Consider the following 24,504-nt stretch of genomic DNA (forward strand, 5'->3'; position numbering starts at 1 on the left):
GGCGAGAGACGATGACGCTGCCGATCAAGATGCGCTCCTGGCTGTTCGCGCCGGGCGACAGCGAGAAGAAGATGGCCAAGGCGGCGGACAGCGCCGCCGATATCGCGCTGTTCGACCTGGAGGATGCGGTCGCCACCGAGAACAAGCCGCTCGCCCGCCAGATGGTGCATGACTTTCTCGCCGCCCGCAGCGAAGGCCGCGAGCGGCTCTGGGTCCGGGTCAATCCGCTCGACGGCCCCTATACGCTCGACGATCTCGCCGCGATCATGCCGGCGCGGCCGGGCGGCATCATGCTGCCCAAAGTCTATGGCCGGCAGGATGTCGAACGGCTCGACCATTATCTGACCGCGTTCGAGGCCGCGCATGGCATCGAACGGGGATCGACCCCGCTGATCGTGCTGGTCACCGAAACGGCCGAGGCGATGTTCCACACCGGCGATTACAAGGGCGCGCCGCGCGTGGTGGCGCTGACCTGGGGCGCGGAGGATCTGGCCGACTCGATCGGCGCCAGTTCCAACCGCAATGACGATGGCAGCTATGGCTTCACCTATGAACTGGCGCGCTCCATGTGCCTGCTGGGCGCCGCCACCGCCGGTGTCACCGCGATCGAGACGATCCAGGGCGATTTCCGCGACCTCGACGGGCTGAAGGCGCGCGCCGAAAAGGTCCGGCGCGACGGCTATCGCGGCATGCTGGCGATCCACCCGGCGCAGGTCGATGTCATCAACGCCGCCTTCACCCCGACCGAAGAGGAGATCGCCGAGGCGCAGGCGATCGTCGACATCTTCGCCGCCAATCCCGGCGTCGGCGCGATCGGCTACAAGGGCGGGATGCTCGACCGGCCCTATCTCAGCCGCGCCGAGCAGTTGCTGCGCCAGGTCGGGAAGCTGTGATCGACCTCACCCCCTATCTGCGGCGCGGCGACCGCATCGTCTTTGGCCAAGCCTGCGGCGAGCCGGTCAGCCTGGTCAGCGCGCTGATCGAACAGGGCGCGCGGATCGGCGATCTGTCCGCCTTCATCGCCACCAGCTTCTCGGGCCTGTTCACGCCGGACAGCGCCGACAGCTTCCGCCTCTCCTCCATGGGCGCGATCGGCGCGCTGCGGTCGATGACCAAGACCGGCAAGCTGCAGGTCATCCCCGTCCATGTCAGCCAGGTCGCGCCGATGATCACGGCCGGCCTCATCGGCTGCGACGTGGCGATGATTCAGCTGAGCCCCGCCGACGCCAACGGCAACCATAGCTGCGGCCTGATCGGCGACTATGTCCGCGCCGCCGTGGACAAGGCGCGGGTGGTGATTGCGGAGATCAACGAAGCGGTGCCCTATGTACCGGGCGAACTGATCCCCGCATCCGCGATCGACGTCGCCATTCCCGTGTCGCGCCCGCCGGTCGAGGTGGCGCCCGCGAAGATCGGCGAGACCGACGAAGCGATCGCCCGCCACTGCGCCGCCTATATCGGCGACGGATCGGTGATCCAGACCGGGGTCGGCGCGGTGCCCGACGCGATATTGCGGCTGCTGGGCGACCGGCGAGACCTGGGCGTCCATTCGGGCATGCTGGGCGACGGGCTGGTGGACCTGGCAGACGCCGGCGTGCTGACCAACGCCCGCAAGGAAATCGACACCGGCATCTCGATCAATGGCGCGCTGATCGGCACCCGCCGGCTCTATGACTGGGCGCACAACAACCCGGCCATCCGCATGTGCGCCACCAGCTACACCCATGATGCCGCAGTCCTCGGGAGGCTTTCGCGCCTCGTCACCATCAACAGCGCGCTGGAGGTGGACCTGACCGGCCAGGTCAATGCCGAACAGTCGGGCGCGGCCTATCTCGGCGGCACCGGTGGCCAGGTTGATTTCGTCCGCGCCGGCGCCCGCTCGCCCGGCGGCTGCTCGATCATCGCGCTTTCCGCCTCGGCCAAGGGCGGCAGTTTGAGCAAGATCGTGCCAGCCTTGTCCGGCCCCGTCACCACCGCGCGCAGCGATGTCGACATCATCGTCACCGAATATGGCGCGGCGGAACTGAAAGGGCAGACGCTGGCCGAGCGCACCCGTCGCCTGATCGCCATTGCCGATCCTGCCTTCCGCGAGGAACTGGAGCGGGCGGCCCATATCATCCAGCAGAGGGGGTATTGATGCCCGAAGCGCAGACCGACGCAGTCCTGTTCGAGGCGCGGCCCGACGGCATCGCCATCCTCACCATCAACCGCCCCGACCAGCGCAATGCCCTGGGCCGCGACGTGCGCGAGGGGCTGCGTGCCGCCTGGGACCGGTTCGAGCATGATTCGGCGCTGCGCGTCGCGATCCTGACCGGCGCGGGCGACAAGGCCTTCTGCGCGGGCGGCGATCTCAAGGAAATGGTCGACACCGGCATGACCGTCCCGCCGCGCGCCATGTTCCCGCTGCCCTATGACAGCATCGAACTCAGCAAGCCGACGATCGCGGCGGTGAATGGCGTCGCCTTTGCCGGCGGCTGGATGATCGCCCAGGCCTGCGACCTGTGCGTTGCCAGCACAGCCGCGCGCTTCGCCATTACCGAGGTGAAGGTCGGGCGCAGTTCGCCCTGGGCCGCGCCCCTCATTCACATGATCCCGCAGCGGATCATGATGGAGATCATCCTGACCGGAAAGCCGATCACCGCGAGCCGAGCCTACGAGATAGGCCTGGTCAATCGCCTGGCCGAGCCCGAAGCGCTGATGCAGGCGGCGCTCGATCTGGCGGCGGAAATTTTGGAGGGCGCGCCCCTGTCGGTGAAGGCCGGGCGCGACACGGTGATGCTGGCGACCGAGATGGGCCGCGCCGCTGCGCTGCAGGCCGCCCGCGCCGCCTCCGAATATACTTATCATAGCCAGGACGCGCAGGAAGGACCGCGCGCCTTTGCCGAAAAACGCACGCCGCAATGGACCGGGCGCTGAGCCCGGCTGTCTGAAATCGTCAAGTCCGGGTGACGCGGGCGTGGCAAAAGGGTGAAATGGAGAAGGAATAGGCCATGAACGAGATCAGCAGCATCGGCACGCCCGGCGAAGATCTGATCGAGCCGGTCATCGTCCCGGTCGAAGCCTATGTGTCGAAACACTATGCCCGCGCCGAGCAGGACCGGCTGTGGCGCAAGGTCTGGCTGCAGGCGGCCCGGCTGGAGGATATTCCCGAGGTTGGCGATTTCGTCACCTATGACATTCTCGAAGACTCGGTCATCATCATGCGCACCGGGCCGGATGAACTGAGCGCCTATCATAATGTCTGCCCGCATCGCGGCCGCCGCCTGATCGATACGCCCGCAGGCCAGCGCAACGCGCGCGGCAACCGCAAGTCGATCATCTGCGGCTTCCATGGCTGGACCTTCGACCGCCAGGGCCAATGCACCTTCGCCAACCATGCCGATGACTGGCAGGGCAAGCTGACGGCGCAGCGCACCGCGCTCGGCAAGGTCAGCGTCGACACATGGGGCGGCTGGGCGTGGATCAATCTGGATCCCGATTGCGGCCCGCTCGCCGATTATCTGGGCGTCGTGCCCGACATGCTCGATCCCTTTGGCCTTCAGAATATGCGCTATCGCTGGCGCAAATGGATCATCTTCGACTGCAACTGGAAGGTCGCGATGGAGGCATTCAGCGAGACCTATCATGTCCAGACCACCCATCCCGAATTCAACGCCTTCGGCGAATTTCGCGGCTGGGCGCGCAAACATGGGCTGCACACCAATATCGGCTATGAAGCGCCCAAGAATATGGATGAGAATCAGGCCAAGCTGCGCATCGGATCGGGCGAAGACCCGCGCCTGTCGACCGCCGAGATGCAGCTCTTTACCTGGGAAAATGCCAATACCAACACCACCATGACATTGGTCGCCGCCGCCCAGCGCCTGAAGGACGAACTGCCCGAGGGTACGCCCGCGCCGCAGGTGCTGCAGCACTGGCTCGCCACCGCGCGGGCCGATGACGAGAAGCGTGGCGTCTTCTGGCCGGTGGTCGAACCCGCCCATACGGCGAAAAGCGGCACCGCCTGGCAGATCTTCCCCAATTTCCAAATCGGCCATGCCGTCAACAACATGCTCTGCTATTCCGCCCGCCCCTATGGCGCGGACCCGGACAAGTGCATCTTCGAGGCGGCGGTCTATGAACTTTCCCCAGACGCGGAAACGCCCGCGACCGAATGGGAATATACCAGCGCGGAGCAATGGCCGCCGGTGCTGCAACAGGATTTCACCAATATGCAGGCGGTGCAGCAGGGCATGAAGAATGTCGGCTTCCGCGGCACCCAGCCCAACCCCTATATGGAGCGGGCAGTCGCCAGCCTCCATTATAACCTGTCCCGCTACATGGGGACGGGCGCGCCAAAGTTAATGGACTGACCGACATTGCCGCGTTCCTGGCCCTTCGCCGCCGACCATCTGTCTGGCGGCGGAGCGCTTTCGCGTCTCCATTTTCACCAATGACTGTCTTCGACGACCGCCCTCCAATGGAAAGGGGCGCTCCCGGCAGGAGCGCCCCTTTCCGTTTTCATCCGGATTGCGCCCCTCAGAAAGGCAGCTTGTAGAGGTTCACCGCATTGTCCTGCAGCACCTTCTTCTTCACTGCAAAGTCATAGCCGCCCAGCACATCGGTCAGATGCGCCTGCACGCCCGGATAGAGCGAGGTCGGATGCGGGAAATCGGTTTCGAACATGACCTTGTCGACGCCGATCGTTTCCAGCAGCAGCTTGGGCGCGACCTTCTCGAACCAGAAGGTGACCCAGAAATGGTCGCGGAAATATTCCCACGGCCGCTTGTTGAGCAGGCCGACCTTGCTCGGCAGCATTTCGTCGAACTGATGCTCCAGCGCCTCGATCGCGAAGGGCACCCAGCCCGCGCCGCTCTCGATCAGGCCGATCTTCAGCTTGGGATGGCGGTCGAGCCGGCCCGACACCATCCAGTTGCCCAGTGTCGCGGCATTGCCGATCGAGAACATGGTGGCGACCACCGACAGCGTCTGTTCAAAGCCGAAGCCGTCCCAAGTGAGCGTATTGGGGTCGATCGCCGCATTGAGGTGGAAATTGAGCGGCAGGCCTTCGGCCTCGCACATTTCCAGGAAGGGCGTCCAATAATCATGCAGGAAGCTGGGCACGCCGACGCGCTCGGGCGTATCGGGCAGCACGAAGCCGCGCAGGCCCATGTCGACGCAGCGCCGCGCTTCGGCTTCCATCGCCTTCTGGTCCCAGAAGGGCAGATGGGCCATGTTGAAGATGCGCTCGCCCGACACCTGCTGATATTCGGCCGATGCGTCATTATACATCTGGATGATCGCGACCGCGAGGTCGGGGTCGCCCAGCGACATCAGCGACCCGGCTTGGGTCACGCCCGAATTCTGGAAGCCGATCTGGGCATAGATGCCCATATCGTCCATCGCTTGCAGCCGCTCCTTGATCAGATGACCGCCCGGATGCGCCTGCGCCAGCTTGGGGAAGGCAAGACGGCCGAGCAGCTTGTTATTGTCGGCGCGGATGACGTTGCCGCCCATCGATCCGAAATTGCGGTCGCCCACATACCAGCGTTCGACGCCGTCGGCGTCCTGCTTCACATAGGGCACCTTGGCCTTGTACTTGGCCGGCGCGCGCGAGGTGAAGAGGTCCGGCGCTTCGGTGATATGGGTGTCGGTATCGACGATCTTGATGCCGGCCAGCGACGGATCGAGCCCCCCCGACTGGGTGCTGTAGTCAACCTCGCGGATGACGCCGCCTTCGGTATAGCCTTCGGCCGACCAATATTTACGCGCGGCCTGGGCGTCGGCGACGTCCTTGTCCTTCACATCAGCCATGCTTCACCTCCAGCGCGCCCTGCCAGCTGGCGGATTCGAAGATCGGCTGGACGGAGGCGGCCGGCGACTGTTCCTCGACCGAGCGGCGGACTGCTTCGCTGAGCGTGCGCTGCAGGCCGGCGGCATCGATCTGGTCGGAGGGTTCATAGACGAAGCCGATCGCCAGCGGCTGGCCGTCGGGCATGTGGGGCAGCAGCATGGCGGTGACGTCGGCGATCGAGCCGAAGCCGGCAAAGCCGCTGATATGCCCCTCGTCCCGGCAGCGCTGCACCTGGCCGGCGACATCGGCGAAGACGAACTTGCGCTCCTGCGGCGCTTCGGCATTGAGGCGACGGATCAGGCCGTCGCGGCGCGGCTGCTGCACGGTCGACAGCATCAGCAGGCCGGCGGCGGAGTCGGTCAGCCGTTCCTGGCGGCCACCGGCCAGGCCGTTATTGGCCGAGGTGCGCAGCGCCTTCTTGCCGGCGCGCCAGTGAACGATCTGAATGTTGAGGCCGACCATGCCGAACACGGCAATGCCAAGGCCGGTCTGGGCCGACAGGCGATCGATCAGGCCGTTGAGGACGCCATCGCGCACCATGCGCGGCTGGATCGCGGCGCCCAGCATCGCGGCGCGCGGGGTCGGCGAATAGGCGCGCGAACCCGGATCCTTGTGGAGCAGGCCCAGATCGACCAGGCTCGACAGCAATTCGGACGTGCTCGACTGCGGGCGGTCGAAGCGACGGACAATGTCCATCACCGTTGCCTGCGGATGATCCTCGTCGAAAAATTCCAGTACCTCGACCACGCGCTTGGCGATCTTCGCCTTGTTGGACTCGGTCTTGGCTACCCTCGGCTTATGGGACTCGATCAGAGCCATGGTTCCTCTCCTTCGTTATTGAACATGGTTGTTCACTAACGCCGGGAGGCTGTCAACAAAAAATGAGATACCCTCGTTTATGTGATATTCTCTGTCTCATTCTGCCGCTCCTGCGACATATTCGCAAATAGCGCCTGCAGCGCGCTGCGATCGGTCTTGAGCGACGGGGTGCGCGGCAAGTTCCTGACGAACAGCCATTTTACCGGAACATGGGTGGCAGGGAGATGCTGGCGCACATGCGTTTCCAATGCTGCGATCGCAGGTGCAGCAAAATCGGCACGCAGCCGGATGGCGGCCGCCGGCACTTGCCCCAACCGGTGGTCCGCCATGCCTGTCACCGCCGCTTCGGCGACGGCGGGGTGCAGCATCAGCGCGCGTTCGATCGACTCGGGCAGCAATTTGAAGCCGCCGCGGATGATCGCCCCGTCCGCCCGGCCGCGCAGAAACAGGAAATCATCGGCGTCGATCAGGGCGATGTCGGACGTGCGAATCCAGTCCGGGCCGATTCGCGGCGCAATGACTTCCAACAGACCTTCGGTGTCGGGTGGTAGCGGGACGCCACTATCTGGATCGACGACGCGTAGCTCAACACCCGGCATGGCGCGGCCAACCGACCCGATCTTGCGGGCGCCCCATTCGGCATGGAGCGCGGCGGTCATCGACGCTACCGGGCCGGCGAACTCGGTGGCGCCATAGGAGAGCAGGATGGGAATGCCGTAGCGCGCCTCGAACGCCTGCTGCACGCCGGGATCGAGCGGCGCCGCGCCGCAGCCGATCGCGCGCAGGGAAGCGAGATCTTCGACCGGTAGGTCGGCGTCCAGCACCGCCTGCACGCTGGCCGGCGGCAGGCCGCCATGGCCGGGCCGCCAGCGCCGCACATGGGCATGCCAGGCGGCGAGCGAGAAGCGCTCCAGCAGCTCGACCCGCTGCCCGCGCAGCAGCATCGGCAAGGTCGAATAGAGGCCGGTGATGTTGCCGAGCGGGAAATAGAGGAGGAAGGGGGCCGCGGACTGGGGATCATCCGCCTGCTGCCGGGTCAGCGGGGTCGAGAGGAAATGCCGTTCCAGCAGCGCATAAGGCACGGCAAAGCTTTTCGGCGGGCCGGTGGTGCCGCTGGTCAATATCTCGATCTGTGGCGCGGCGGGGCCGTGGCGTTGCTGAACTTCCGGCGAGGCATATTCATGACCCGGCAGGGCGGCGGCGGCCATGCCGTCGATCGCGACCGCGACCATGCCTTCGGCGGTCAGCACCGCGCGAATCTCCGGCCCGATATCCTCGGCAAAGGCGACCAGCGCGGCGGGCGCCATGCGCGCGAGATCGCGGGCAATGGCGGCGTCCGACTGAAAGGCATAGATCATGCGGATCGTTCGCCCCTGCGCAATCAGGCCCAGCAGCGCGGCGAGCGCTGCCGGCCGATTGCGCGCGACGAAGGCGACCGGGGCATCCGCCGCAATGCCACTCGCATCCAGTGCCGCATCAATCTCTTCGGCTACCGCGTGCAGCGCTCCCCAAGCGATCCATTCGCCCTCATAAAGGATCGCTGCCTGATCGGCGGGCCGTTGCAGGGCGTCGGCGGCGAGCGCGCGCAGACTGGGGTGATCCGTCTCCATGGCATGATATTGCGGCAGGGCGCGGCGCTGGTCAGCCATTGTCCGCAACGCCCTGGCGATCAGTGCTGCGTCCGCCTTTGCCGCGCTTCGGCCCGGTCCTACCCTACCACCCATGTCCGGCCCTGCCGCCCTGATCGACCCCGATGGCCTGACCCTTCCCTGGACCGGGGATGCGCAGCCCTATGGGCTGGTCGATCTCGACCGTGCGCCGCGCAGCGATGCGCCGTTGCACCTGCCGCCCTTTCCTCTGCTGGGGATCGGCGATCCGACCCATCCGCTTGCCCCCCGGCTCGATGCGCTGGTCGAACTGCCGGTGTCGGTCAATGCGATCACGCAGCAGATCGCGGCCCAGCCCGAAGCGGCGCGCGTGCTGGTGCAATTGCTGCGGCTGATCGAAGGGCTGGACCCGGCCCAGGCGCTGGTCGCGGAATCGCTTGCTTATGGCCTGCTTCAGGGCAGCGCCGGCCATGCCCGCTGGCTGGCCGCGCAAGTCCCCGCGCCGGTGCAGTCGCCCGGCGCCATCAAGGTGGATCGGGACGGCGACCGGCTGGCGATCCTGATCGATCGGCCCAATGCCCATAATGCCATCGACCGCGATCTGCGCGACGGGCTACGCGCGGCGTTCGACATTGCCGCGCTCGATCCCGATATCAGCCATGTCAGCCTGCGCGGCGCGGGCCGCAGCTTCTGCACCGGCGCGGACCTCAGCGAATTTGGCACCACGCGCGATCCGGCGACCGCGCATGACATAAGGATGCAGACGCTGCCGGCCCACGCGCTGCTGCGCTGCGCCGATCGGCTGATGGTCCATGTCCAGGGCGGCTGCGTCGGATCGGGCCTGGAAATGGCGGCCTTTGCCGGGCAGATCACAGCCAGCGCCGACGCCTGGTTCCATCTGCCCGAACTGGCGATGGGAATCATTCCGGGCGCAGGCGGCTGCGTCTCGCTCAGCCGCCGGATCGGGCGTCAGCGCGCGGCGCTGATGATCCTGTCGGGTAAGCGGATCAACGCCCGCACGGCGCTAGGCTGGGGTCTGGTCGACACGATCATGGACGACTGATCCGGCGATCCACGTCATCGCCACATCCTCCGCCCGCAGGCGGTCCCGTGCCTGCGCCCAGGAGCGATCTAGCAGGCACAGGTCGGCCGGCGACCCGACCGCGACCGCACGCTGCTGGCGCAAATCCAGCGGATCGGCGAGATAGAGGGCGAGCGCCGCCTCGGGCGTCAGCGCCTCGTCCCGCCCGATGACCGCGCCACTTTCCGTCCTGCGCGACACCGCCGCGCGCATCGCCGCCCAGGGATCGGCGACGCCATAGGGGGCGTCGCTGCCCGCCGCCAGCACCAGCCCGGCGCGGGCGAAGGCGCCCAGCCGATAGAGCAAGGGCCGTTCACGGGGTTCGACATCGCGCAGATACTGATCGCCGCGCTCGGCGATGAAATGCGGCTGGCTCACCACCTGCACGCCAAGCTCGACCATCTGCTCCAGCAGCACATCGGGGGTGACGCCGGCATGCTCGATCCGGTCGCCCTGCCGCGCGCCGGCCTGTGCCAGCGCGGCGAGGGTGAAGACCAGTTCCGTCTCGGTCGTGCAATGGCTGGCGATCGCCCGGCCCTGATCATGCGCGGTGCGCAGGAAGGCGACGCATTGGTCGAAGTCGGGCAGGGCATTTTCATGCAGATGCAGCTTGGCCGGGCCGACCGCGATGCCGGGCGGGGGCGGCGAGTCACCCAATGCGAGCGTGCCGGCGGCAACCAGATGCTGCGGCAGGCGACCGGCCGCCCGCTCGGCGGCGAACCAGGCAAGGCTCGCGCCGTCATTGCCGGGCGACATGTCGGTAACGCCGGTGACCCCATGGCGCGCCAGTTCGGCCCCCACCGCGTCCAGCGCCGGCGGCGTGCCGCCCAGCACCCGGCGCAGCCAGCCATCCTCGTCGAACAGCCGTCCGGTCCAGCGTCTGTCGATCCGCTCCAGCCCCGACGGTGGCGCGTCCAGTGCCAGCAGCAGATCGAGCGCCCGGCTGTTGAGCAGCCACATGCGCCCCGACCGATGCTGGATGCGCACCGGCCGTTCCGCCTGCCACCGGTCGATCGTCCGCGCGTCGGGCAGTCCGGCGATGCTCTCATGATAGCCGATGCCGCGCAGCCAGCCCTCGCCCGGCTGTGCCAGCGCGGCGGCCAGATCGGCTTCACTGGTCACGGCCGGCGGTCCGCAGGGCAGCGAGGCGCGGGCGACGGCATAGGCCGCAAGATGGATATGATGGTCGTGCAGGCCGGGCAGCAGGGCGCCGCCGCGTGCTTCGATCACGGGCTCGCCGGGCAGGGGAGCAAGCGTGCCGATCGCCGCGATCCGTCCGTTGGCGACGCGCAGGTCGGCACGGCCCATGCCCCATAGTTCGGCGTCGCGGATCAGCATAGCCAGGCCCCATTATCCTGTCCCAGTGTCGCGACCGGTCCCACGGTTCGCTGCGCAACGGCAGGGAAGACATCGCCCTCGGCCTCGGCCCAGCGTTGCAGTGTCGCGGTGAAGCTCGCTTCGTCGCGCGCCCGTTCCCAGCCGATCGCCTCCGCCACCACGGCACTCATCGACAGCAGCAGATGCGCGCCTGTACCGCCATGCCACTGTGCCAGCCCTAGGTGTGCAGCATGGAGCCCGGTCAGCGGGTCGGCGCAGGCATCGCCGCCAAAACCGATCCGTCCGCTTGCCTGTCGCAGCGCGGCGCTGAGGCCGCCGGCGACGCTGCAATCATCGCCAAAGCCGATCCAGTGGGCGGCGTCGCCCTCCGCGCCATGGCCGGTGATCGTCACCCAGACCAGCCCCGGCACGTCGCGCACCAGCGCATCGGCATCGATCCCCAGTTGCGCCAGCGCGCGCGGCCGCGCGGCGGCGACCACCATGTCGGCACGGCGGATCAGCGCGATCAGCGCCGCACGATCCTCCGCATCACGCAGGTCGAGCGCGACATTGGCCTTATACTGGTTCAGCCGTGCGAACAGCAGCGGATCGCCCGTGCGCATCCGGTCGGGCCGGTTGCGGCTCTCCACCTTGATGACTTGCGCGCCGGCCAGCCCCAGCAGATGCCCGGCCAGCGGCCCGGCCCACAGCGCCGACAGGTCGATCACCAGCGGCGGCCCATCGCGCGTCGGTCGCGCACCCCCTGTCATCATCAGGCGGCAGGCCGGGCTGGCCGGCACCTCGTCGATCGCCGCGATCGCAAGGCCCAGTTGCCGTCCCTGTGTCACGATCGCGCTGGTCTGCGCAGTAGCGAAGCCTGTGACAATATCGCTGTCACTTTCGATGCCGACATCGCCGAACAGCGCCGGCATCAAGTCCCGGTCGTCGGTCCGCGCCAGGGTCAACGCGATCTGCCCGTCGATCGTGTCATAAAGCCGGCATCCGCCACCGGCCGAGCGCCGCCCCGGTATGGCAAAGCCGTTCAGCGCCGCCCGCTCGCCCAGCAGTTGCGCGCCGCTCAAACCACCCAGCGTCGGCGTGCCCGCCAGCGCCCGGATCGCGTCCAGTTGCGTCTCGGCCCAGCCGGCAAGCGGCAGGGCGAGAGCCATGTCAGGCTGCGAACAGCTTCTTGATTTCCCGGCGGAGGAGCTTGCCCATTTCATTATAGGGCAGGCTCTTAGCAAAGAGCACGCGCTCGGGCACTCGCGAAGAACGCAGCCGGGCGCGGATGACCTGCTTCAGTTCCTCGTCGGCCGGCGCCGCATGGCCGTCGCGCACGACCACGATCAGGCCGACCGCCTCGCCCCATTCGGCAGACGGAATGGCGACCGCCGCCGCCTCGGCGATGGCGGGCAGGGCCAGCATCACATCCTCGATCTCGCCGGGCGAGATATTCTCACCGCCGCGCACGATCACATCGTCGGCGCGGCCCGACAGGAACAGATAGCCCTCGGCATCGATATAGCCGGCGTCGCGCGTCGGGAACCAGCCATCGGCGTCGAGCGCGCTGCGCTCGCGATATTCGCCCGACACCTGGTCGCCACGGACATAGATTTCGCCCGGCTCGCCGGCGGGCAGGCAACGGCCATCCTCGTCGCGAATTTCGATCTCGACCGTCGGCAGCGGCCGGCCGACCGAGGCCAGCCGGGCGCGGGCGGCGGGATCGGTCGCGACATGGGCGGCGCGATGTTCGTCCGGTCCCAGCAGGGCGACGGTCGAGCTGGTCTCGGTCAGGCCATAGGCGTTGGTGAAGCCGGTATCGGGAAACAGGTCGAGCGCGCGCTGGATCAGCTCCAGCGGCATCTTGCCGCCGCCATAGGCGACCGCGCGCAGATTGCTGAGGTCGGGGCGGACACCCTTGTCCACCGTCTCGATGATGCGCGAGAGCATGGTCGGCACGACGAAGGCATTGCTCGCCCGCTCGCCTGCCGCCAGGTTCAGCCAGGCGGCCGGATCGAAGGCGGGGAGCAGCAGGATGCGGCGCAGCGCATAGATGGAACTGAGCAGGGCAGCGATGCCGGCGATATGATAGGGCGGCACGCTCACCAGCGCGGCATCCTCTTCCGGCGCGGCGCCGAACTCGACCGTACCCAATATATAGGACACCAGATTGGCGTGGCGCAGGATCGCTGCCTTGGGCGCGGCGGTGGTGCCGCTGGTGAAAAGCTGGATGGCGACGCCATCGCCCTCGTCCGCCTCGATCGGCGCATCGGCCGCAGCGTCCAGCGCGGCGGTCACGAAATCGGCGCGCGCCAGCACCTTGTTGTCGGCCGAGGGGCAGAGCCGTTCGACCCGCGCGACATCGCCGACGATCAGCGCCGGGGTGATCCGCGCCAGCAGTGCGGCGAGGTCCGCGTCGGCCAGCCGATAGTTGAGCGGTACATAGGGCACGCCGGCGATCGCCGCGCCGAACAGCGCCATCGCCGCCGCCTCGCTGCTCTCGTCCAGCAGCGCGACATGGCTGCAGCCACTGTCCCGGATCAGCGCGGCGGCGCCGCGCGCGCCGGCCAGCAGCCGGGCATAGCTCCAGCGCTGGCCGTCACAGACCAGGCCGATGCGGTCGGGCGCGGCATCGGCCGCCATTTCGAGGAACAGGGCGATGTTCATAAGGTGCGCGTCAGTCCGAAGCGGGCAGGGGCTTGGCGTCCTTGGGGCTCAGCGCCACGCCGTCCACCGACAGCGAACCCTTGCCCGGCTTGACGCACAGCAATTCGAAATTGCCGGCCGGATCGACATAGCGCTTGCCCATCAGTGTGCCGGCGCTGAAATCGGCGGCGGGCGTGCCGACCGTCTCCGGCTTGGCCTCGCCCATGGCGCTGCCGCCGCATTCGATCGTGCCGGCGCCGCTGCGGATCACCATCACTTCGGTGTCGCACACCGCGCTCTTCAGTTTCGTACCCGGTTTCATATCATTCCTGCCTTCCAGCCCCCCGACGTCGCCCCTTCAGGCGATAGCGCCGCTGGCCTTCCATTGTTCAATCTGGTCCCACTCGACGCCCAGTTCCATCAGCACCAGTTCGGTATGTTCCGATGCCTGGGGCGACCGGCTGGTCTGCACCGGCTGGCCGTCAAACTGCACCGGGCCGCGCACCAGCCGCAGCGGTGCGCCGCCATCGGCGCCTTCGACCTCGATGATCATGTCGTTGGCGATCGCCTGCTCGTCGGTCAGCAGATCCTTGAAGCTCTGGATCGGCGCCCATTGGCCCTTCATCGTCTTCAGATGCTCGCGCCAATAGGCGAAGGGCTTCGCCCCGAAAGCCTTGACCAATATGTCGCTTGCCGCGCCGGCATTGTCGATCAACGACAGCACATCCTTGAAACGCGGATCGTCCGCTGCCTCGGGCACGCCGACATGGGCGAAGGTGTCGGCGATCAGGCCGGTGGGGCTGACCATGCACAGGTTGATCGTGCCGCCGTCCGAGGTGCGGAAATTGCCCATGAAGGGGTTGCGCAGCGATCCGCCGGAACTCGGCATGCCGTTGCGGGTGAGGATGTCGGTCTCCATTACCTGCGCGATCAGCGCGCCCGACGCCCACCAGGCGCTCGACAGCAGCGACACGTCCAGCTCGACCGCTTCGCCGGTCCTTTCGCGGTGGAACAGCGCGCCGGAAATGCCGCCGGCAATGAACATGCCGCCGATGGAATCGCCAAAGGCAGGAATGCCCTGGGTCAGCGGGCCGGGCAGTTCCTCGGGCGTCATCGCATGGGCGACGCCGCTGCGTGACCAGAAGCAGGTGCCGTCGAAGCCGCCCACCTCACGCTCCGGCCCCTTGTTGCCCAGCGCACTGCCACGGGCATAGATGATATTCGGATTGACTGCGCGGATATGCTCGACGTCGAACTTGTTCTTCTGCCGCACCTGGGGAAGATAGTTGGTCAGGAATACGTCGGCGCTCTTGGCGAGTTCATAGAGCACGGCTTGGCCTTCTTCGGTCGACAGGTCGATGCCGACGCTGCGCTTGCCGCGATTGGGATGCTCGAACAGGGTGTGGCGCAGCGGATCGAGCTGGACCCCGCCCATGTTCAGGAACCCGCGCTGCGTGTCACCGCGCACCGGATGCTCGATCTTGATGACGTCCGCGCCCCAGTCGGCCAGGATCGCGCCGGCAGCCGGCACATAGGTGAACTGCGCCACTTCCAGAACGCGCACCCCCTTCATCACCTGGGTCATAAAATCAGCCATCCCCTCATTCGCCGCATGATGCGACCTGTTGGGGAAAGGGTAGAAGCTGCGCCGGTCGCCGCAAGTCCGGCGGGCCTGCTATCGCTATCGCGATGCGCCCCGGCTCCCTAGCGCCGCAGCGATATTGCCGGCGTCGGCGGGGTCATGGGTTGAGCCGCCTTGTTGCTGTGCCATAGCCGGTCCGAAAACAGATGTGGGAGACATGCCATGAAACTCGACTCTTCCCTGTCCGCCGTGGTGACCGGCGGCGCGTCGGGCCTGGGGCTGGCGACGGTGCGGGCGCTGCGCGAGGCAGGGGTGAAGGTCGCGATCTTCGATATCAACGAGGATAGCGGCCAGGCGATCGCGGCGGAGGTCGGCGGGACTTTCTGCAAGGTCGACATCATGTCGGAAGACAGCGTGCTCGCCGGTTTCGACGCGGCGCGGGCGGCGCAGGGGCAGGAACGCATCCTGGTTCATTGCGCGGTCGTGTCGAAGGGCGGCAAGACCGTGTCGAAGGACAAGGAGACCGGCGGTTTCAAGCGCATGTCGACGCAGGATTATGCGATTTCGGCCGAAGGCGTGCTGGTCGCCAGCTATCGCATGGCCTCGATCGCGGCGCTCGGCATGGCGGCGCTCGACCCGCTGGAGGATGGCGAGCGGGGCAGCATCCTGTTGACCTCCAGTGCTGCGGCGCAGGATGGGCAGGTCGGCCAGGTCGCCTATGGCTCGCTGAAAGCTGGGGTCAACGGCATGGTGCTGCCGATGGCGCGCGACCTGATGGAGCTGGGGATTCGCGTCAATGCGATCATGCCGGGCATCTTTGCGACGCCGCCGATGCTGCGCTTCAAGGATATGAATCCGGCCATGTACGAAAGCCTGAACGACAGCGTGCCCTTCCCCAAGCGCCTTGGAAAGCCCGAGGAATTTGCCGGGCTGGCGCTGGAGATCACGCGCAACAGCTACATCAACGCCCAGCTGTTCCGCATCGACGGCGCGATTCGCTTTCCGCCGCGCTGAATCTCCGGGGCTGCGTCCATGGGACGAAGAGGCCGCGTTCCATATGGACGCGGCCTTTTGTCTGCCCGCTCAAGCCGCTGTTCGCACATGCAAAAATAAATACTAAGCTAGGTTGACATTATCGCCAGCAATAGCTAACCTAGCTTAGTGTTAAGGGGATATATCTCCCCGACCAGTTTTTAGTTGAAGAGGTTGTGCCATGACTCGTTTCGCCAAGATCGCCCTGTCGCTCTCTCTCGCCGCTGCCGCCCTGCCGCAGGTCGCTGCTGCTGGCGAAGCCGTCCAGATCAGCGCGGCCACCGCTGCCGCCGACTACAAGGGCAAGATGCTCTACACCGCCAGCGGCGATCGTCTGGCCGCCATCTATCGCGTCGCGGCCGATGGCAATGCGCAGATCATCCTCAACGGCAAGATGGTGAATGTTCCGGCGTCCAGCCTGACCGCCGCCGACGGCAAGCTGACCACCAGCCTGTCGAAGAAGGATCTGCTGACCGCGCACTAAGAGATCGCCGGGCGCGGCCTCCCCTGCGCCGGCCGATAGCGAATGGGCCGCCCCATCACAGGGCGGCCCTTTTTTATGTCCGGGAAGGGAGGGGCACCGGGATGGCGCCAGCCTTCAGGGCTTGACGATATTTTCCGAAATCGTGTCGAGCAGGCTGTTCAGGCGCTTGAGATCTTCGGTGGATATGCCGGCAAAGGCGACCTCCTCATTCTCCTGCGCGATGCCGGATAGCTGCATGGTGATCGCCTGGCCGCGCTCGGTCAGGAATACGGCATGGGCGCGCCGATCATCATCCTTCTGCCGCCGTTCCAGCAGGCCGTCGGCGCAGAGCCGGTCGATCAGCCGCCCAGCCGATGCCTCGGCCATTTCCAGCAGATTGGCGATATGGCGCTGGGTGGTGCCGGGATAGCGCGCGACCGCCGCGATCACCGTCCATTGCGAGCGGGTGACGCCCAGCCGCACCACGCTCTGGTCGAAATGCGCGCGCAGCTGACGCGCGATGATCGTCAGCTTCATCGTCGCGTTGCGCATCAGCGCCGGCGGGTTGTCGGCGAGTGTCTTGTCCTGCAGGCTTTCCATTGTGCGCGCAGCATAGCGCCATCGCGGCGAAACGAAAGCAGCCTCCTCCTGTTCGGCGCAGCGCGGCGGCCGGACGATCCGATCAGACACGTTCGATGATGATCGCGGGCGCCATGCCCCCGGCCGCGCACATGGTGATCAGGGCATAGCGGCCGCCGCTGCGCTCCAGCTCGTCGAGCGCGGTGCCGATCAGCACCGCCCCGGTCGCGCCGATCGGGTGGCCGAGCGCGATCGCGCCGCCATTGGGATTGAGCTTGGCGCGGTCGACGCCCAGATCGCGGATGAATTTCTCCGTCACCACGGCGAAGGCTTCATTGACCTCGAATATGTCGATGTCGGCCACGGTCAGCCCGGCCTTGGCCAGCACCTTGCGCGCGGCCGGGACCGGGGCGTTCAGCATCAGCGTCGGATCGTCGCCGACATTGGCGGTCGCGACGATGCGGGCGCGGGGCTTCAGCCCATGGGCGTCGGCATAGGCTTTAGAGGCCAGCAGGATCGCGGCGGCGCCATCAACCACGCCGGACGAGGTGCCGGCATGATGCAGCGGCTCGATCGCCAGATCGGGATATTTCTGGTTGATGAGCTGGCGGAAGGTCGGCCCATCCTGGCGCGAGGGCATGTCCATGAACGCGGCGAAGGCGGGTTTCAGCCCGGCCAGCTGCTCGGCCGTGGTGTCGGGGCGGGGATATTCCTCATGGTCCAGCACGACGCTGCCATCCTCGTCATGCACCGGCACGGTCGACCGGGCGAAGCGACCTTCCTTGAGCGCGATGCCGGCCCTGCGCTGGCTTTCGGCGCCGAACGCATCCAGATCTTCGCGCGTGATCCCCTCCATGGCGGCGATCGCATCGGCGGCGACGCCCTGGTTCGACTGGGGATGCTTGTCCTGCAAGCGCATATTGCCGGTGCCAAGTCCGCCAGCGGCCTTCACGCCCGCTTCGCGGAGCGACTGGCCGTACCAGGTGACATAGGACATCATCTCGGTCCCGCCGGCGATCACCAGATCCTCCATCCCCGACATGATCTGCGCTGCGGCCAGGTTGGTGGCGGTGAGGCCGCTGCCGCAGAAGCGATCCAGCGTCACGCCCGAAGCCTTGACGTCATAGCCCGCATCAAGCGCCGCCATCCGGCCAAGGTCGCCGCCCTGCAGCCCCATCTGCGCGCTGGTGCCCCAGATGATGTCGTCGACATCGGCGGTGTTCAGATTGTTGCGGTCCTTGAGCGCCTTCAGCACCGCCACTGCAATGTGCTGCGGGTGCATGTGCGACAGCGCGCCCTTGCCCATCTTGCCGATGCTGCGCGGGGTGCGGACGGCATCAATGATATAGGCGTCGGTCAAGCATCTTCTCCCGGTCTCTTTTGCCGCAGGCGCGGCTCTCGCATCCTATCGCATGGAAGCGGGACGGCCCCCAATCGCACAGGCGATTGATCGCGCGTGGATTGGCCTGCGCTGCCCGGCTGGTGCAGGCTGGGTATGCAGATGATGAGGAGGGAGACGGATGGCGCAAGGCGAAGTCGCGCAGGCGACGGGCGGCAGCTTTGCGCCGCTGCGCGAACCGGTGTTCCGCCGCATCTGGACCGCCAGCCTCCTTTCCAATTTCGGCCAGCTGATCCTGGGCGTCGGCGCGGCATGGGAAATGACGCGGATGAGCGCGTCGCCCAGCATGGTCGCGCTGGTCCAGACCGCCCTGATGCTGCCGCTGATGCTGGTGACATTGCCCGCCGGCGCCTTTGCCGACATGTTCGACCGCCGCCGGATCGCAATGAGCGGCCTGGCCTTCTCCATGGCCTGTGCCGCGCTGCTGACCTTCCTGGCCTGGACCGGCCACAGTTCGCCCTGGATGCTGCTCGCCTTCTGTTCGCTGATCGGTGCGGGCGTCGCGCTCTATTCGCCGGCCTGGCAGGCGTCGATCAGCGAACAGGTCGGGCCGCGCCTGCTGCCCGCCGCCGTGGCGCTGGGCACGATCAGCTATAATGTCGCGCGCAGCTTCGGCCCGGCGCTGGGCGGCATCATCGTGCTGGCCGCCGGCGCCCATGCCGCCTTCGCGATCAACGCCATCTGCTATCTGCCGCTGTTCCTCGCCTTCTTCGCCTGGCAGCGGCGTCATGTGCCCGCGCGCCTGCCGCCCGAACAATTCCACCGGGCGATGGTGTCGGGCATGCGCTATGCCCTGCATGCCGGGGCGATCCGCACGGTGCTGCTGCGCGCCTTCCTGTTCGGACTGGCCGGCGCGTCGGCGTCCGCGCTGGCGCCGCTGGTGGCGAAGGATCTGCTGGGCGGCGATGCCAGCGTCTATGGCCTGTTGCTCGGCGCCAGTGGTGTGGGGGCCGTGCTGGGGGCGCTGCTGGTCGGGCCATGTCGCGACCGCTTCGGAACGCAGCGGACGACCGCCGTGCTGGCGCTGGTCAGCGGCCTCGCGCTGGCGCTGGTCGGGGTCAGCCGCCATGTGCCGCTCACCTGCCTTGCACTGCTGGTCGCGGGCGGCGCCAATATCCTGACCATCGCCCTGTTCAATGTTGCAGTCCAGCTATCGGCGCCGCGCTGGGTGACAGCGCGGGCCTTGTCACTTTTCTCCTCCGCACTGACCGGCGGCATTGCGATCGGTGCGCTGCTCTGGGGGCTGGTGGCGCAAAGCTGGTCGGTCGACCTCGCCCTCTATGGATCGGGGCTGGCACTGGCCATATTGCCGCTCGTGGGCTGGCTGCTGCCACTGCCCGAAACCAGCGAGGCGGATGTCGAGCCCTTCGTCATTGCGGGCGAACCGGAAGTCGGCATGGCGCTCACCCGTCGCTCCGGCCCGGTCATCATCGAGATCGATTATGATGTCGATCCCGACCAGGCGCGCGATTTCTATGCGGCGATGGTGGAGGTGCAGCGCACCCGCATGCGCAATGGCGGCTTCAACTGGTCGATCGCGCGCGATATCGCCAATCCCGCACTGTGGACCGAGCGCTATCAATGCCCGACCTGGGGCGATTATCTCCATATGCGCGATCGTTTCACCCAGGCCGACAAGCTGGCGCAGCAGGTGGCGCGCGCCTTCGATCGCAAGGCGGGCGAGGTGCGGGTGCGGCGGCGGCTGGAGCGGCCGTTCGGATCGGTCCGCTGGCGTGCGGACTCGCCCGATCCGCGACAGGATACGATCGGATATCTTGGCCCCTGAATGCGGCGCGGCAACGCCGAGGCGATGAGTCAGCCGCCAGCCGCTTATCTGCGCGCGAGACCGCGGTTCTCGGCCTTATCATGCCGCCCATAGGGAAGGCCGGACCACCGGCACCGATCATGGGAGGCAAGGATGATCCATCGGAAGACGCTTATTCGTTCGTCGGGCATTGGCGCGGCCATGCTGCTGGCCACCGTGTCGCACCTGGCCGTCGCGCAGGAGGCGGCGCCGCCGCCGGCCCAGAATGATCAGGATCTGATCATCGTCACCGCCCAGCGCCGTGCCGAATTGTCGCGCGACGTGCCGATCAGCATCACCACCGTCACCCAGGATCAGCTGACCAGCGCCGGCGCCAGCCAGCTCACCGACATCGCCACCGTCACCCCGGCGCTGCGCTTCGACAGCGCGGCCGCCTTCGTCCAACCGACCATTCGCGGTGTCGGCACGGCGGTCGCCAGCTCGGGCGGCGGCGCCAATGTCGGCATCTATGTCGACGGCTTCTATTCGCCCAACCCGCTGGCGGCCGATTTCCAGTTGATGAGCCTGAAAAGCGTGCAGGTGCTGAAAGGACCGCAGGGCACTTTGTTCGGTCGCAACACTACCGGCGGCGCGATCCTGCTGACCACGGCCGATCCCAGCAGCGACGGCTCGGGCGAGTTCAAGGTCAGCTATGGTCGCTTCAACAGCCTGGCGGTGCAGGGCTATGCCACCTTCGGCGTGGTCCAGGATGTGGCGATGGATGTCGAAGGGCTGTTCCGGCGCGGCAATGGCTTCGTCCATAATATCACCACCGGCAGCGACCGGGACGGGCGCTACAGCAACTGGTCGGTGCGCACCGGGATCAAGGCGGACCTGAGCGATTCCGTGTCGCTGCTGCTGCGCTACACCCATAGCGACACCGATGATCCGACCCTGCTCAACACCAATGTCTATGTCGGTGACGATATTGGCGGCGCGGGCACCAACCTGCCGCCCAGCCTCTACGCGACCAAACATGATGAAGTGGCGACCGGCGGCCCGACCGAATTCCTGTCGAACAATGACGTGATCCAGGCCACGCTGAAGGCGGACCTGGGCTTTGCCGACCTCACCTCCTACACCCAGTATCGCGACGAAAATTCGCTGATCGTCGAGGATCTGGACAGCACGGCGGCGAATATCTTCCTGCTGCACATTCCAGTGCGCAGCCAGACCGTTTCGCAGGAATTGCTGCTCACCTCGAAGCCGGGCGGACCGCTGCAATGGACCGCCGGCCTTTTCTACTTCAACAACAAGGACCGATGGGGCACTCGGGTCGGCACGCCGACCGCCGGCGATCCGCTCGCCAGCATTGCGCTGGGCGGTTCGGGCACCAACAGCAAATCCTATGCCGCCTTTGCCGACCTCACCTATGCCTTCACGCCCGACCTGTTCCTGACGGTGGGCGGGCGCTACAGCCACGACAGGATCGGCGACGCCTATTACATCATCCCCTTCTCCGGCGTGCGCACCTATGTGCCCGACCTCAAGGGCAACAAGTTCACGCCGCGCGCGGTGCTGCGCTACAAGCCCAGCGAGGAATCGAGCGTCTACGCCTCCTATAGCAAGGGCTATAAGTCGGGCATTCTCGACGTCGGCGGCAATACCGGCAACAAGGTCGCGCCGGAGGATATCGACGCCTTTGAAGCGGGCTTCAAATATGATGACAGCCGCCTGTCGGTCGATCTGTCGGCCTATTATTATGATTACAAGAATCTGCAGGTGTCGCTCTATCGCGGCAACCCGCCCTCGGCCCAGATCATCAACGCCGCCTCGTCGGAAATCTATGGTCTGGAAGGCCAGCTCTCCTACCGGCTGACCGACCGGTTCCAGTTCAATGTCGGCGCCGCCTATACCCATGCGCGCTATACCAATTTCGAGGATGCGCCGATCTATACGCGCTGCACGCTCGCCAGTTGCGCGGCGCAGGGGATCAGCTTCGTCGTCGTGCCGACCCAGCTCAACGACGTGCATATGCAGCGCACGCCCGACTTCACCGGCAATGTCGGGGCGCGCTACACGCTCGATCTGGCGGGCGGGTCGCTCGCCCTGTCGGGCAATCTCTATTACACCTCGAAATTCTATTTCGGCCCGTCCGGCACCCAGTTCGCGCAGAAGGGCTATGAGGTGCTGGCGCTGCGCGCGGAATGGACCGACGCCAGCGACCGTTTCTCGCTGGCCGTCTTCGGCGACAATGTCACCGACAGCCGCTACCGCACCCAGGTACTCAGCAATAATTTCGGTATCGGCAATGTCTGGAGTGCGCCCGCGACCTGGGGCGTCCAGGCGGGCGTCAAATTCTGATCCGGGCGGCAAGGGAGAGGATGGCGATGGGCAAGCACTATCGGGTGATCCAGTGGGCCACCGGCAATATCGGCGGCCGCGCCCTGCGCGCGGTGATCGAGCATCCGGGGCTGGAGCTGGCCGGTCTGTGGGTCAGTTCGGCGGCCAAGGCGGGGCAGGACGCCGGCACGCTCGCCGGCACCGCGCCGCAGGACATTATCGCCACCAGCGATGTCGACGCGCTGGTCGCCACCCCGGCCGACTGTGTCCTCTATATGCGGCAGGGGACCGACATGGACGAACTGTGCCGGCTGCTGGCATCGGGCAAGAATGTCGTCACCACGCGCGGCGATTTCCATCATCCCGCCTCCATGGACCCGGATGTTCGCGCCCGGATCGAGGCGGCCTGCCAGGCCGGCAACAGCTCGATCTACAGCACTGGCTCCAGCCCCGGTTTCGTCACCGAGGCGCTGACCATTCCCTTGCTCTCGCTCTCGCGCCGGCATGACTGCCTGACGATCGACGAGTTCGCTGACATGGAAAGCCGGGATTCGCCCGACTTGCTGTTCAACATCATGGGCTATGGCGTCGCGCCTACCGCGTTCGACCAGCGCAAGGTCGATTATGTGAAGCATGATTTCGCCGGCTCGCTCGCCCAACTGGCCGACGCCGCCGGCATCGCGGTAGACCGGTGGGAGGCATTCGGCGAAATGGCGGCGGCGACCCGTGACGTGACGATCGCGGCCGGCACGATCGCCGCCGGCACGGTCGGCGCCCAGCGCATCACCATATCGGGGATGCAGGGCGACAAGGCCGTGCTGCGCTTCCGGGCCAACTGGTATTGCACCCGCGACATCGACCGCCCCGACTGGGAATTGCGCGAGTCCGGCTGGCGCATCCGGGTGCAGGGCGACACGCCGCTCGACGTCAACATCAGCTTCCCGGTCGCGCCGGAGGATTATGCCGCCTTCACGCCGGGCCTGACGGCCCATCGCGCGGTGAATGCCATTCCGGCGGTCTGCGATGCGCCGCCGGGCATCCGCACCACCGCCGACCTGCCGCAGATCATCGCGCAACTGGGATGAGCATGGACAGGATCGATTTCACCGGCCGCACCATCCTCATTACCGGGGCGGGCGGGGGCCTGGGCCGCGCCTATGCGCTGGACATCGCCGCGCGCGGCGGCGCGGTCATCGTCAATGATCTGGGCGGATCGGTAACGGGGGAGGGGGCGTCCTCGACCATGGCGGATGCCGTCGTGGCGGAAATCGTCGCAGCCGGCGGCATCGCGATCGCCAATGGCGATGATGTGTCGTCGCCCGACGGCGCGCAGGCAATGATCGACCTCGCCATCGCCCGCTTCGGCCGGATCGACGCGGTGATCGCCAATGCCGGCAATATGCGCTTTGCGCCGGTCGAGGATCTGACGGCGGCTGATCTCGATGCGCTGCTCGCCGTCCATGTGCGCGGCTCCTTCAATGTCGCGCGCGCCGCCTGGCCGCATATGCAGGCGCAGGGCGGGGGTCGGCTGGTGCTCACCACATCGGGCGGCGGCATGCTGGGGATGGGCCAACTGTCCGCCTATGGCGCGGCCAAGGGCGGCGTCATGGGGCTGATGCACAATCTGGCGGAGGAGGGGCGTCCTTATGGCATCCTCTGCAACGCGGTCATGCCCAATGCCGCCAGCCGCATGTCGGCGGGCATGAGCGAGGGGACGCTGGGGCATAATCCCTGGGGCCGGGCGCTCGGCCCCAGCTTCGATCCGCGCTTCACCGCCGGCCTGGTCGCGTATCTGGCCCATAAGCGCTGCACCTCGACCCACAGCATCTATTCCGCGCTCGGCGGCCGGATCGCACGGGTGTTCGTCGGCGCCACCACGGGATGGGACCATGGGCTGGCCGCGCCGCCGACCGCTGAGGATGTCGCCGCCCATATCGACATGATCCGCGACGATGGCGCCGGCTATGCCATCCCGGCCGATATCTTCGACGAGTTCCGCATCGTGGCCGAGGGGCGGGGCTAGAGCATTCTGAAGTCGGCTGGAACAGCCGACGACTCG

21 protein-coding genes are annotated in these 24,504 nt (G+C 66.7%); 11 read left to right on the forward strand and 10 right to left on the reverse strand.

Translation table 11 applies throughout. From position 1 onward, the window contains the following. Positions 1–11 precede the first annotated feature (11 nt). The 4 genes from BRX37_RS03040 to BRX37_RS03055 all read left to right on the forward strand — a co-directional run bounded on the left by BRX37_RS03040 (position 12) and on the right by BRX37_RS03055 (position 4,352). Entirely contained in the window at positions 12–893 is an 882-nt protein-coding gene (locus BRX37_RS03040; RefSeq protein ID WP_125985461.1) for an HpcH/HpaI aldolase/citrate lyase family protein, read from the forward strand. Continuing rightward, the gene (locus tag BRX37_RS03045) at positions 890–2,137 is read left to right on the forward strand and encodes an acetyl-CoA hydrolase/transferase family protein (protein WP_125985462.1); all 1,248 of its coding nucleotides are present in this window, start codon (positions 890–892) and stop codon (positions 2,135–2,137) included. The genes BRX37_RS03040 and BRX37_RS03045 overlap by 4 nt, the downstream gene beginning before the upstream one ends. Next, positions 2,137–2,916 (forward strand): enoyl-CoA hydratase/isomerase family protein, encoded by a 780-nt coding sequence (locus BRX37_RS03050; protein ID WP_125985463.1) that lies wholly within the window; start codon positions 2,137–2,139, stop codon positions 2,914–2,916. Before BRX37_RS03045 ends, BRX37_RS03050 begins: the two co-directional genes overlap by 1 nt. Before the next feature lie 74 nt (positions 2,917–2,990). Beyond that, positions 2,991–4,352 carry an aromatic ring-hydroxylating oxygenase subunit alpha gene (locus tag BRX37_RS03055; protein WP_125985464.1) on the forward strand — a complete coding sequence of 454 codons (1,362 nt, stop codon included), beginning with the start codon at positions 2,991–2,993 and terminating at the stop codon, positions 4,350–4,352. Positions 4,353–4,518: 166 nt separating this feature from the next. Here BRX37_RS03055 and BRX37_RS03060 read toward each other — a convergent pair whose 3' ends face one another. The 3 genes from BRX37_RS03060 to BRX37_RS03070 all read right to left on the reverse strand — a co-directional run bounded on the left by BRX37_RS03060 (position 4,519) and on the right by BRX37_RS03070 (position 8,301). Next, entirely contained in the window at positions 4,519–5,793 is a 1,275-nt protein-coding gene (locus BRX37_RS03060; RefSeq protein WP_037508167.1) for an amidohydrolase family protein, read from the reverse strand. Then, positions 5,786–6,652: a helix-turn-helix domain-containing protein gene (locus BRX37_RS03065; protein ID WP_004209457.1), complete on the reverse strand. Its 867-nt coding sequence runs from the start codon at positions 6,650–6,652 to the stop codon at positions 5,786–5,788. Before BRX37_RS03065 ends, BRX37_RS03060 begins: the two co-directional genes overlap by 8 nt. 77 nt (positions 6,653–6,729) lie before the next feature. Next, complete coding sequence (locus BRX37_RS03070; protein ID WP_125985465.1) at positions 6,730–8,301, reverse strand: class I adenylate-forming enzyme family protein; 1,572 nt, start codon at positions 8,299–8,301, stop codon at positions 6,730–6,732. A gap of 73 nt (positions 8,302–8,374) precedes the next feature. Between BRX37_RS03070 and BRX37_RS03075 the strand changes: the two genes are divergently transcribed. Beyond that, on the forward strand, positions 8,375–9,322 hold the full coding sequence (locus BRX37_RS03075; RefSeq protein WP_125985466.1) for an enoyl-CoA hydratase/isomerase family protein: 948 nt from the start codon (positions 8,375–8,377) through the stop codon (positions 9,320–9,322). On the opposite strand, the gene BRX37_RS03080 is transcribed toward BRX37_RS03075, so the two are convergent. Genes BRX37_RS03080 through BRX37_RS03100 form a run of 5 tightly spaced genes read right to left on the reverse strand, consistent with a single transcriptional unit; the run spans position 9,284 to position 14,888 of the window. Further along, entirely contained in the window at positions 9,284–10,678 is a 1,395-nt protein-coding gene (locus BRX37_RS03080; protein ID WP_125985467.1) for an amidohydrolase family protein, read from the reverse strand. The two genes, BRX37_RS03075 and BRX37_RS03080, sit on opposite strands and share 39 nt — an antisense overlap. Then, positions 10,672–11,826 (reverse strand): CoA transferase, encoded by a 1,155-nt coding sequence (locus BRX37_RS03085; protein WP_125985468.1) that lies wholly within the window; start codon positions 11,824–11,826, stop codon positions 10,672–10,674. Before BRX37_RS03085 ends, BRX37_RS03080 begins: the two co-directional genes overlap by 7 nt. A 1-nt stretch (position 11,827) precedes the next feature. After that, positions 11,828–13,324 carry a class I adenylate-forming enzyme family protein gene (locus BRX37_RS03090; protein ID WP_125985469.1) on the reverse strand — a complete coding sequence of 499 codons (1,497 nt, stop codon included), beginning with the start codon at positions 13,322–13,324 and terminating at the stop codon, positions 11,828–11,830. A gap of 10 nt (positions 13,325–13,334) precedes the next feature. Next, positions 13,335–13,625 (reverse strand): hypothetical protein, encoded by a 291-nt coding sequence (locus BRX37_RS03095; RefSeq protein ID WP_010335451.1) that lies wholly within the window; start codon positions 13,623–13,625, stop codon positions 13,335–13,337. A 36-nt stretch (positions 13,626–13,661) separates the two neighbouring features. Continuing rightward, positions 13,662–14,888: a CaiB/BaiF CoA transferase family protein gene (locus BRX37_RS03100; RefSeq protein WP_125985597.1), complete on the reverse strand. Its 1,227-nt coding sequence runs from the start codon at positions 14,886–14,888 to the stop codon at positions 13,662–13,664. Between the two features lie 219 nt (positions 14,889–15,107). Here BRX37_RS03100 and BRX37_RS03105 point away from each other — a divergent pair, with 219 nt between their 5' ends. Both BRX37_RS03105 and BRX37_RS03110 read left to right on the forward strand, forming a co-directional pair. Continuing rightward, positions 15,108–15,899, forward strand: a complete 792-nt coding sequence (locus BRX37_RS03105) for an SDR family oxidoreductase (RefSeq protein ID WP_125985470.1) — start codon at positions 15,108–15,110, stop codon at positions 15,897–15,899. Between the two features lie 199 nt (positions 15,900–16,098). Further along, complete coding sequence (locus BRX37_RS03110; RefSeq protein ID WP_004209466.1) at positions 16,099–16,401, forward strand: hypothetical protein; 303 nt, start codon at positions 16,099–16,101, stop codon at positions 16,399–16,401. 114 nt (positions 16,402–16,515) lie between these two features. Here the strand turns inward: BRX37_RS03110 and BRX37_RS03115 are convergent, their stop codons facing one another. Continuing rightward, the gene (locus tag BRX37_RS03115; RefSeq protein ID WP_125985471.1) at positions 16,516–16,980 is read right to left on the reverse strand and encodes a MarR family winged helix-turn-helix transcriptional regulator; all 465 of its coding nucleotides are present in this window, start codon (positions 16,978–16,980) and stop codon (positions 16,516–16,518) included. Between the two features lie 82 nt (positions 16,981–17,062). Next, positions 17,063–18,319 (reverse strand): acetyl-CoA C-acetyltransferase, encoded by a 1,257-nt coding sequence (locus BRX37_RS03120; RefSeq protein ID WP_125985472.1) that lies wholly within the window; start codon positions 18,317–18,319, stop codon positions 17,063–17,065. Positions 18,320–18,479: 160 nt separating this feature from the next. Here BRX37_RS03120 and BRX37_RS03125 point away from each other — a divergent pair, with 160 nt between their 5' ends. The 4 genes from BRX37_RS03125 to BRX37_RS03140 all read left to right on the forward strand — a co-directional run bounded on the left by BRX37_RS03125 (position 18,480) and on the right by BRX37_RS03140 (position 24,468). After that, positions 18,480–20,144 (forward strand): MFS transporter, encoded by a 1,665-nt coding sequence (locus tag BRX37_RS03125; protein WP_125985473.1) that lies wholly within the window; start codon positions 18,480–18,482, stop codon positions 20,142–20,144. A 132-nt stretch (positions 20,145–20,276) separates the two neighbouring features. Further along, positions 20,277–22,466, forward strand: a complete 2,190-nt coding sequence (locus tag BRX37_RS03130; protein ID WP_125985474.1) for a TonB-dependent receptor — start codon at positions 20,277–20,279, stop codon at positions 22,464–22,466. Between the two features lie 26 nt (positions 22,467–22,492). Continuing rightward, positions 22,493–23,530, forward strand: coding sequence for an NAD(P)H-dependent amine dehydrogenase family protein (locus tag BRX37_RS03135; RefSeq protein WP_125985598.1), 1,038 nt, complete (start codon positions 22,493–22,495; stop codon positions 23,528–23,530). A 2-nt stretch (positions 23,531–23,532) separates the two neighbouring features. After that, positions 23,533–24,468, forward strand: a complete 936-nt coding sequence (locus BRX37_RS03140; protein WP_125985475.1) for an SDR family NAD(P)-dependent oxidoreductase — start codon at positions 23,533–23,535, stop codon at positions 24,466–24,468. The last annotated feature ends 36 nt before the right edge of the window (positions 24,469–24,504 follow it).

The organism is Sphingomonas sp. S-NIH.Pt3_0716 (genome assembly GCF_003950715.1).
GTDB lineage: Bacteria > Pseudomonadota > Alphaproteobacteria > Sphingomonadales > Sphingomonadaceae > Sphingobium > Sphingobium yanoikuyae_A.

Bases quoted from the DNA above. Each gene is read 5' to 3' on its own strand.
- BRX37_RS03040 (WP_125985461.1), top strand. From the start codon at position 12: ATGACGCTGCCGATCAAGATGCGCTCCTGGCTGTTCGCGCCGGGCGAC.
- BRX37_RS03050 (WP_125985463.1), top strand. From the start codon at position 2,137: ATGCCCGAAGCGCAGACCGACGCAGTCCTGTTCGAGGCGCGGCCCGAC.
- BRX37_RS03055 (WP_125985464.1), top strand. From the start codon at position 2,991: ATGAACGAGATCAGCAGCATCGGCACGCCCGGCGAAGATCTGATCGAG.
- BRX37_RS03060 (WP_037508167.1), bottom strand. From the start codon at position 5,793: ATGGCTGATGTGAAGGACAAGGACGTCGCCGACGCCCAGGCCGCGCGT.
- BRX37_RS03065 (WP_004209457.1), bottom strand. From the start codon at position 6,652: ATGGCTCTGATCGAGTCCCATAAGCCGAGGGTAGCCAAGACCGAGTCC.
- BRX37_RS03070 (WP_125985465.1), bottom strand. From the start codon at position 8,301: ATGGCTGACCAGCGCCGCGCCCTGCCGCAATATCATGCCATGGAGACG.
- BRX37_RS03075 (WP_125985466.1), top strand. From the start codon at position 8,375: ATGTCCGGCCCTGCCGCCCTGATCGACCCCGATGGCCTGACCCTTCCC.
- BRX37_RS03080 (WP_125985467.1), bottom strand. From the start codon at position 10,678: ATGCTGATCCGCGACGCCGAACTATGGGGCATGGGCCGTGCCGACCTG.
- BRX37_RS03085 (WP_125985468.1), bottom strand. From the start codon at position 11,826: ATGGCTCTCGCCCTGCCGCTTGCCGGCTGGGCCGAGACGCAACTGGAC.
- BRX37_RS03090 (WP_125985469.1), bottom strand. From the start codon at position 13,324: ATGAACATCGCCCTGTTCCTCGAAATGGCGGCCGATGCCGCGCCCGAC.
- BRX37_RS03095 (WP_010335451.1), bottom strand. From the start codon at position 13,625: ATGAAACCGGGTACGAAACTGAAGAGCGCGGTGTGCGACACCGAAGTG.
- BRX37_RS03100 (WP_125985597.1), bottom strand. From the start codon at position 14,888: ATGACCCAGGTGATGAAGGGGGTGCGCGTTCTGGAAGTGGCGCAGTTC.
- BRX37_RS03105 (WP_125985470.1), top strand. From the start codon at position 15,108: ATGAAACTCGACTCTTCCCTGTCCGCCGTGGTGACCGGCGGCGCGTCG.
- BRX37_RS03110 (WP_004209466.1), top strand. From the start codon at position 16,099: ATGACTCGTTTCGCCAAGATCGCCCTGTCGCTCTCTCTCGCCGCTGCC.
- BRX37_RS03115 (WP_125985471.1), bottom strand. From the start codon at position 16,980: ATGGAAAGCCTGCAGGACAAGACACTCGCCGACAACCCGCCGGCGCTG.
- BRX37_RS03125 (WP_125985473.1), top strand. From the start codon at position 18,480: ATGGCGCAAGGCGAAGTCGCGCAGGCGACGGGCGGCAGCTTTGCGCCG.
- BRX37_RS03130 (WP_125985474.1), top strand. From the start codon at position 20,277: ATGATCCATCGGAAGACGCTTATTCGTTCGTCGGGCATTGGCGCGGCC.
- BRX37_RS03135 (WP_125985598.1), top strand. From the start codon at position 22,493: ATGGGCAAGCACTATCGGGTGATCCAGTGGGCCACCGGCAATATCGGC.
- BRX37_RS03140 (WP_125985475.1), top strand. From the start codon at position 23,533: ATGGACAGGATCGATTTCACCGGCCGCACCATCCTCATTACCGGGGCG.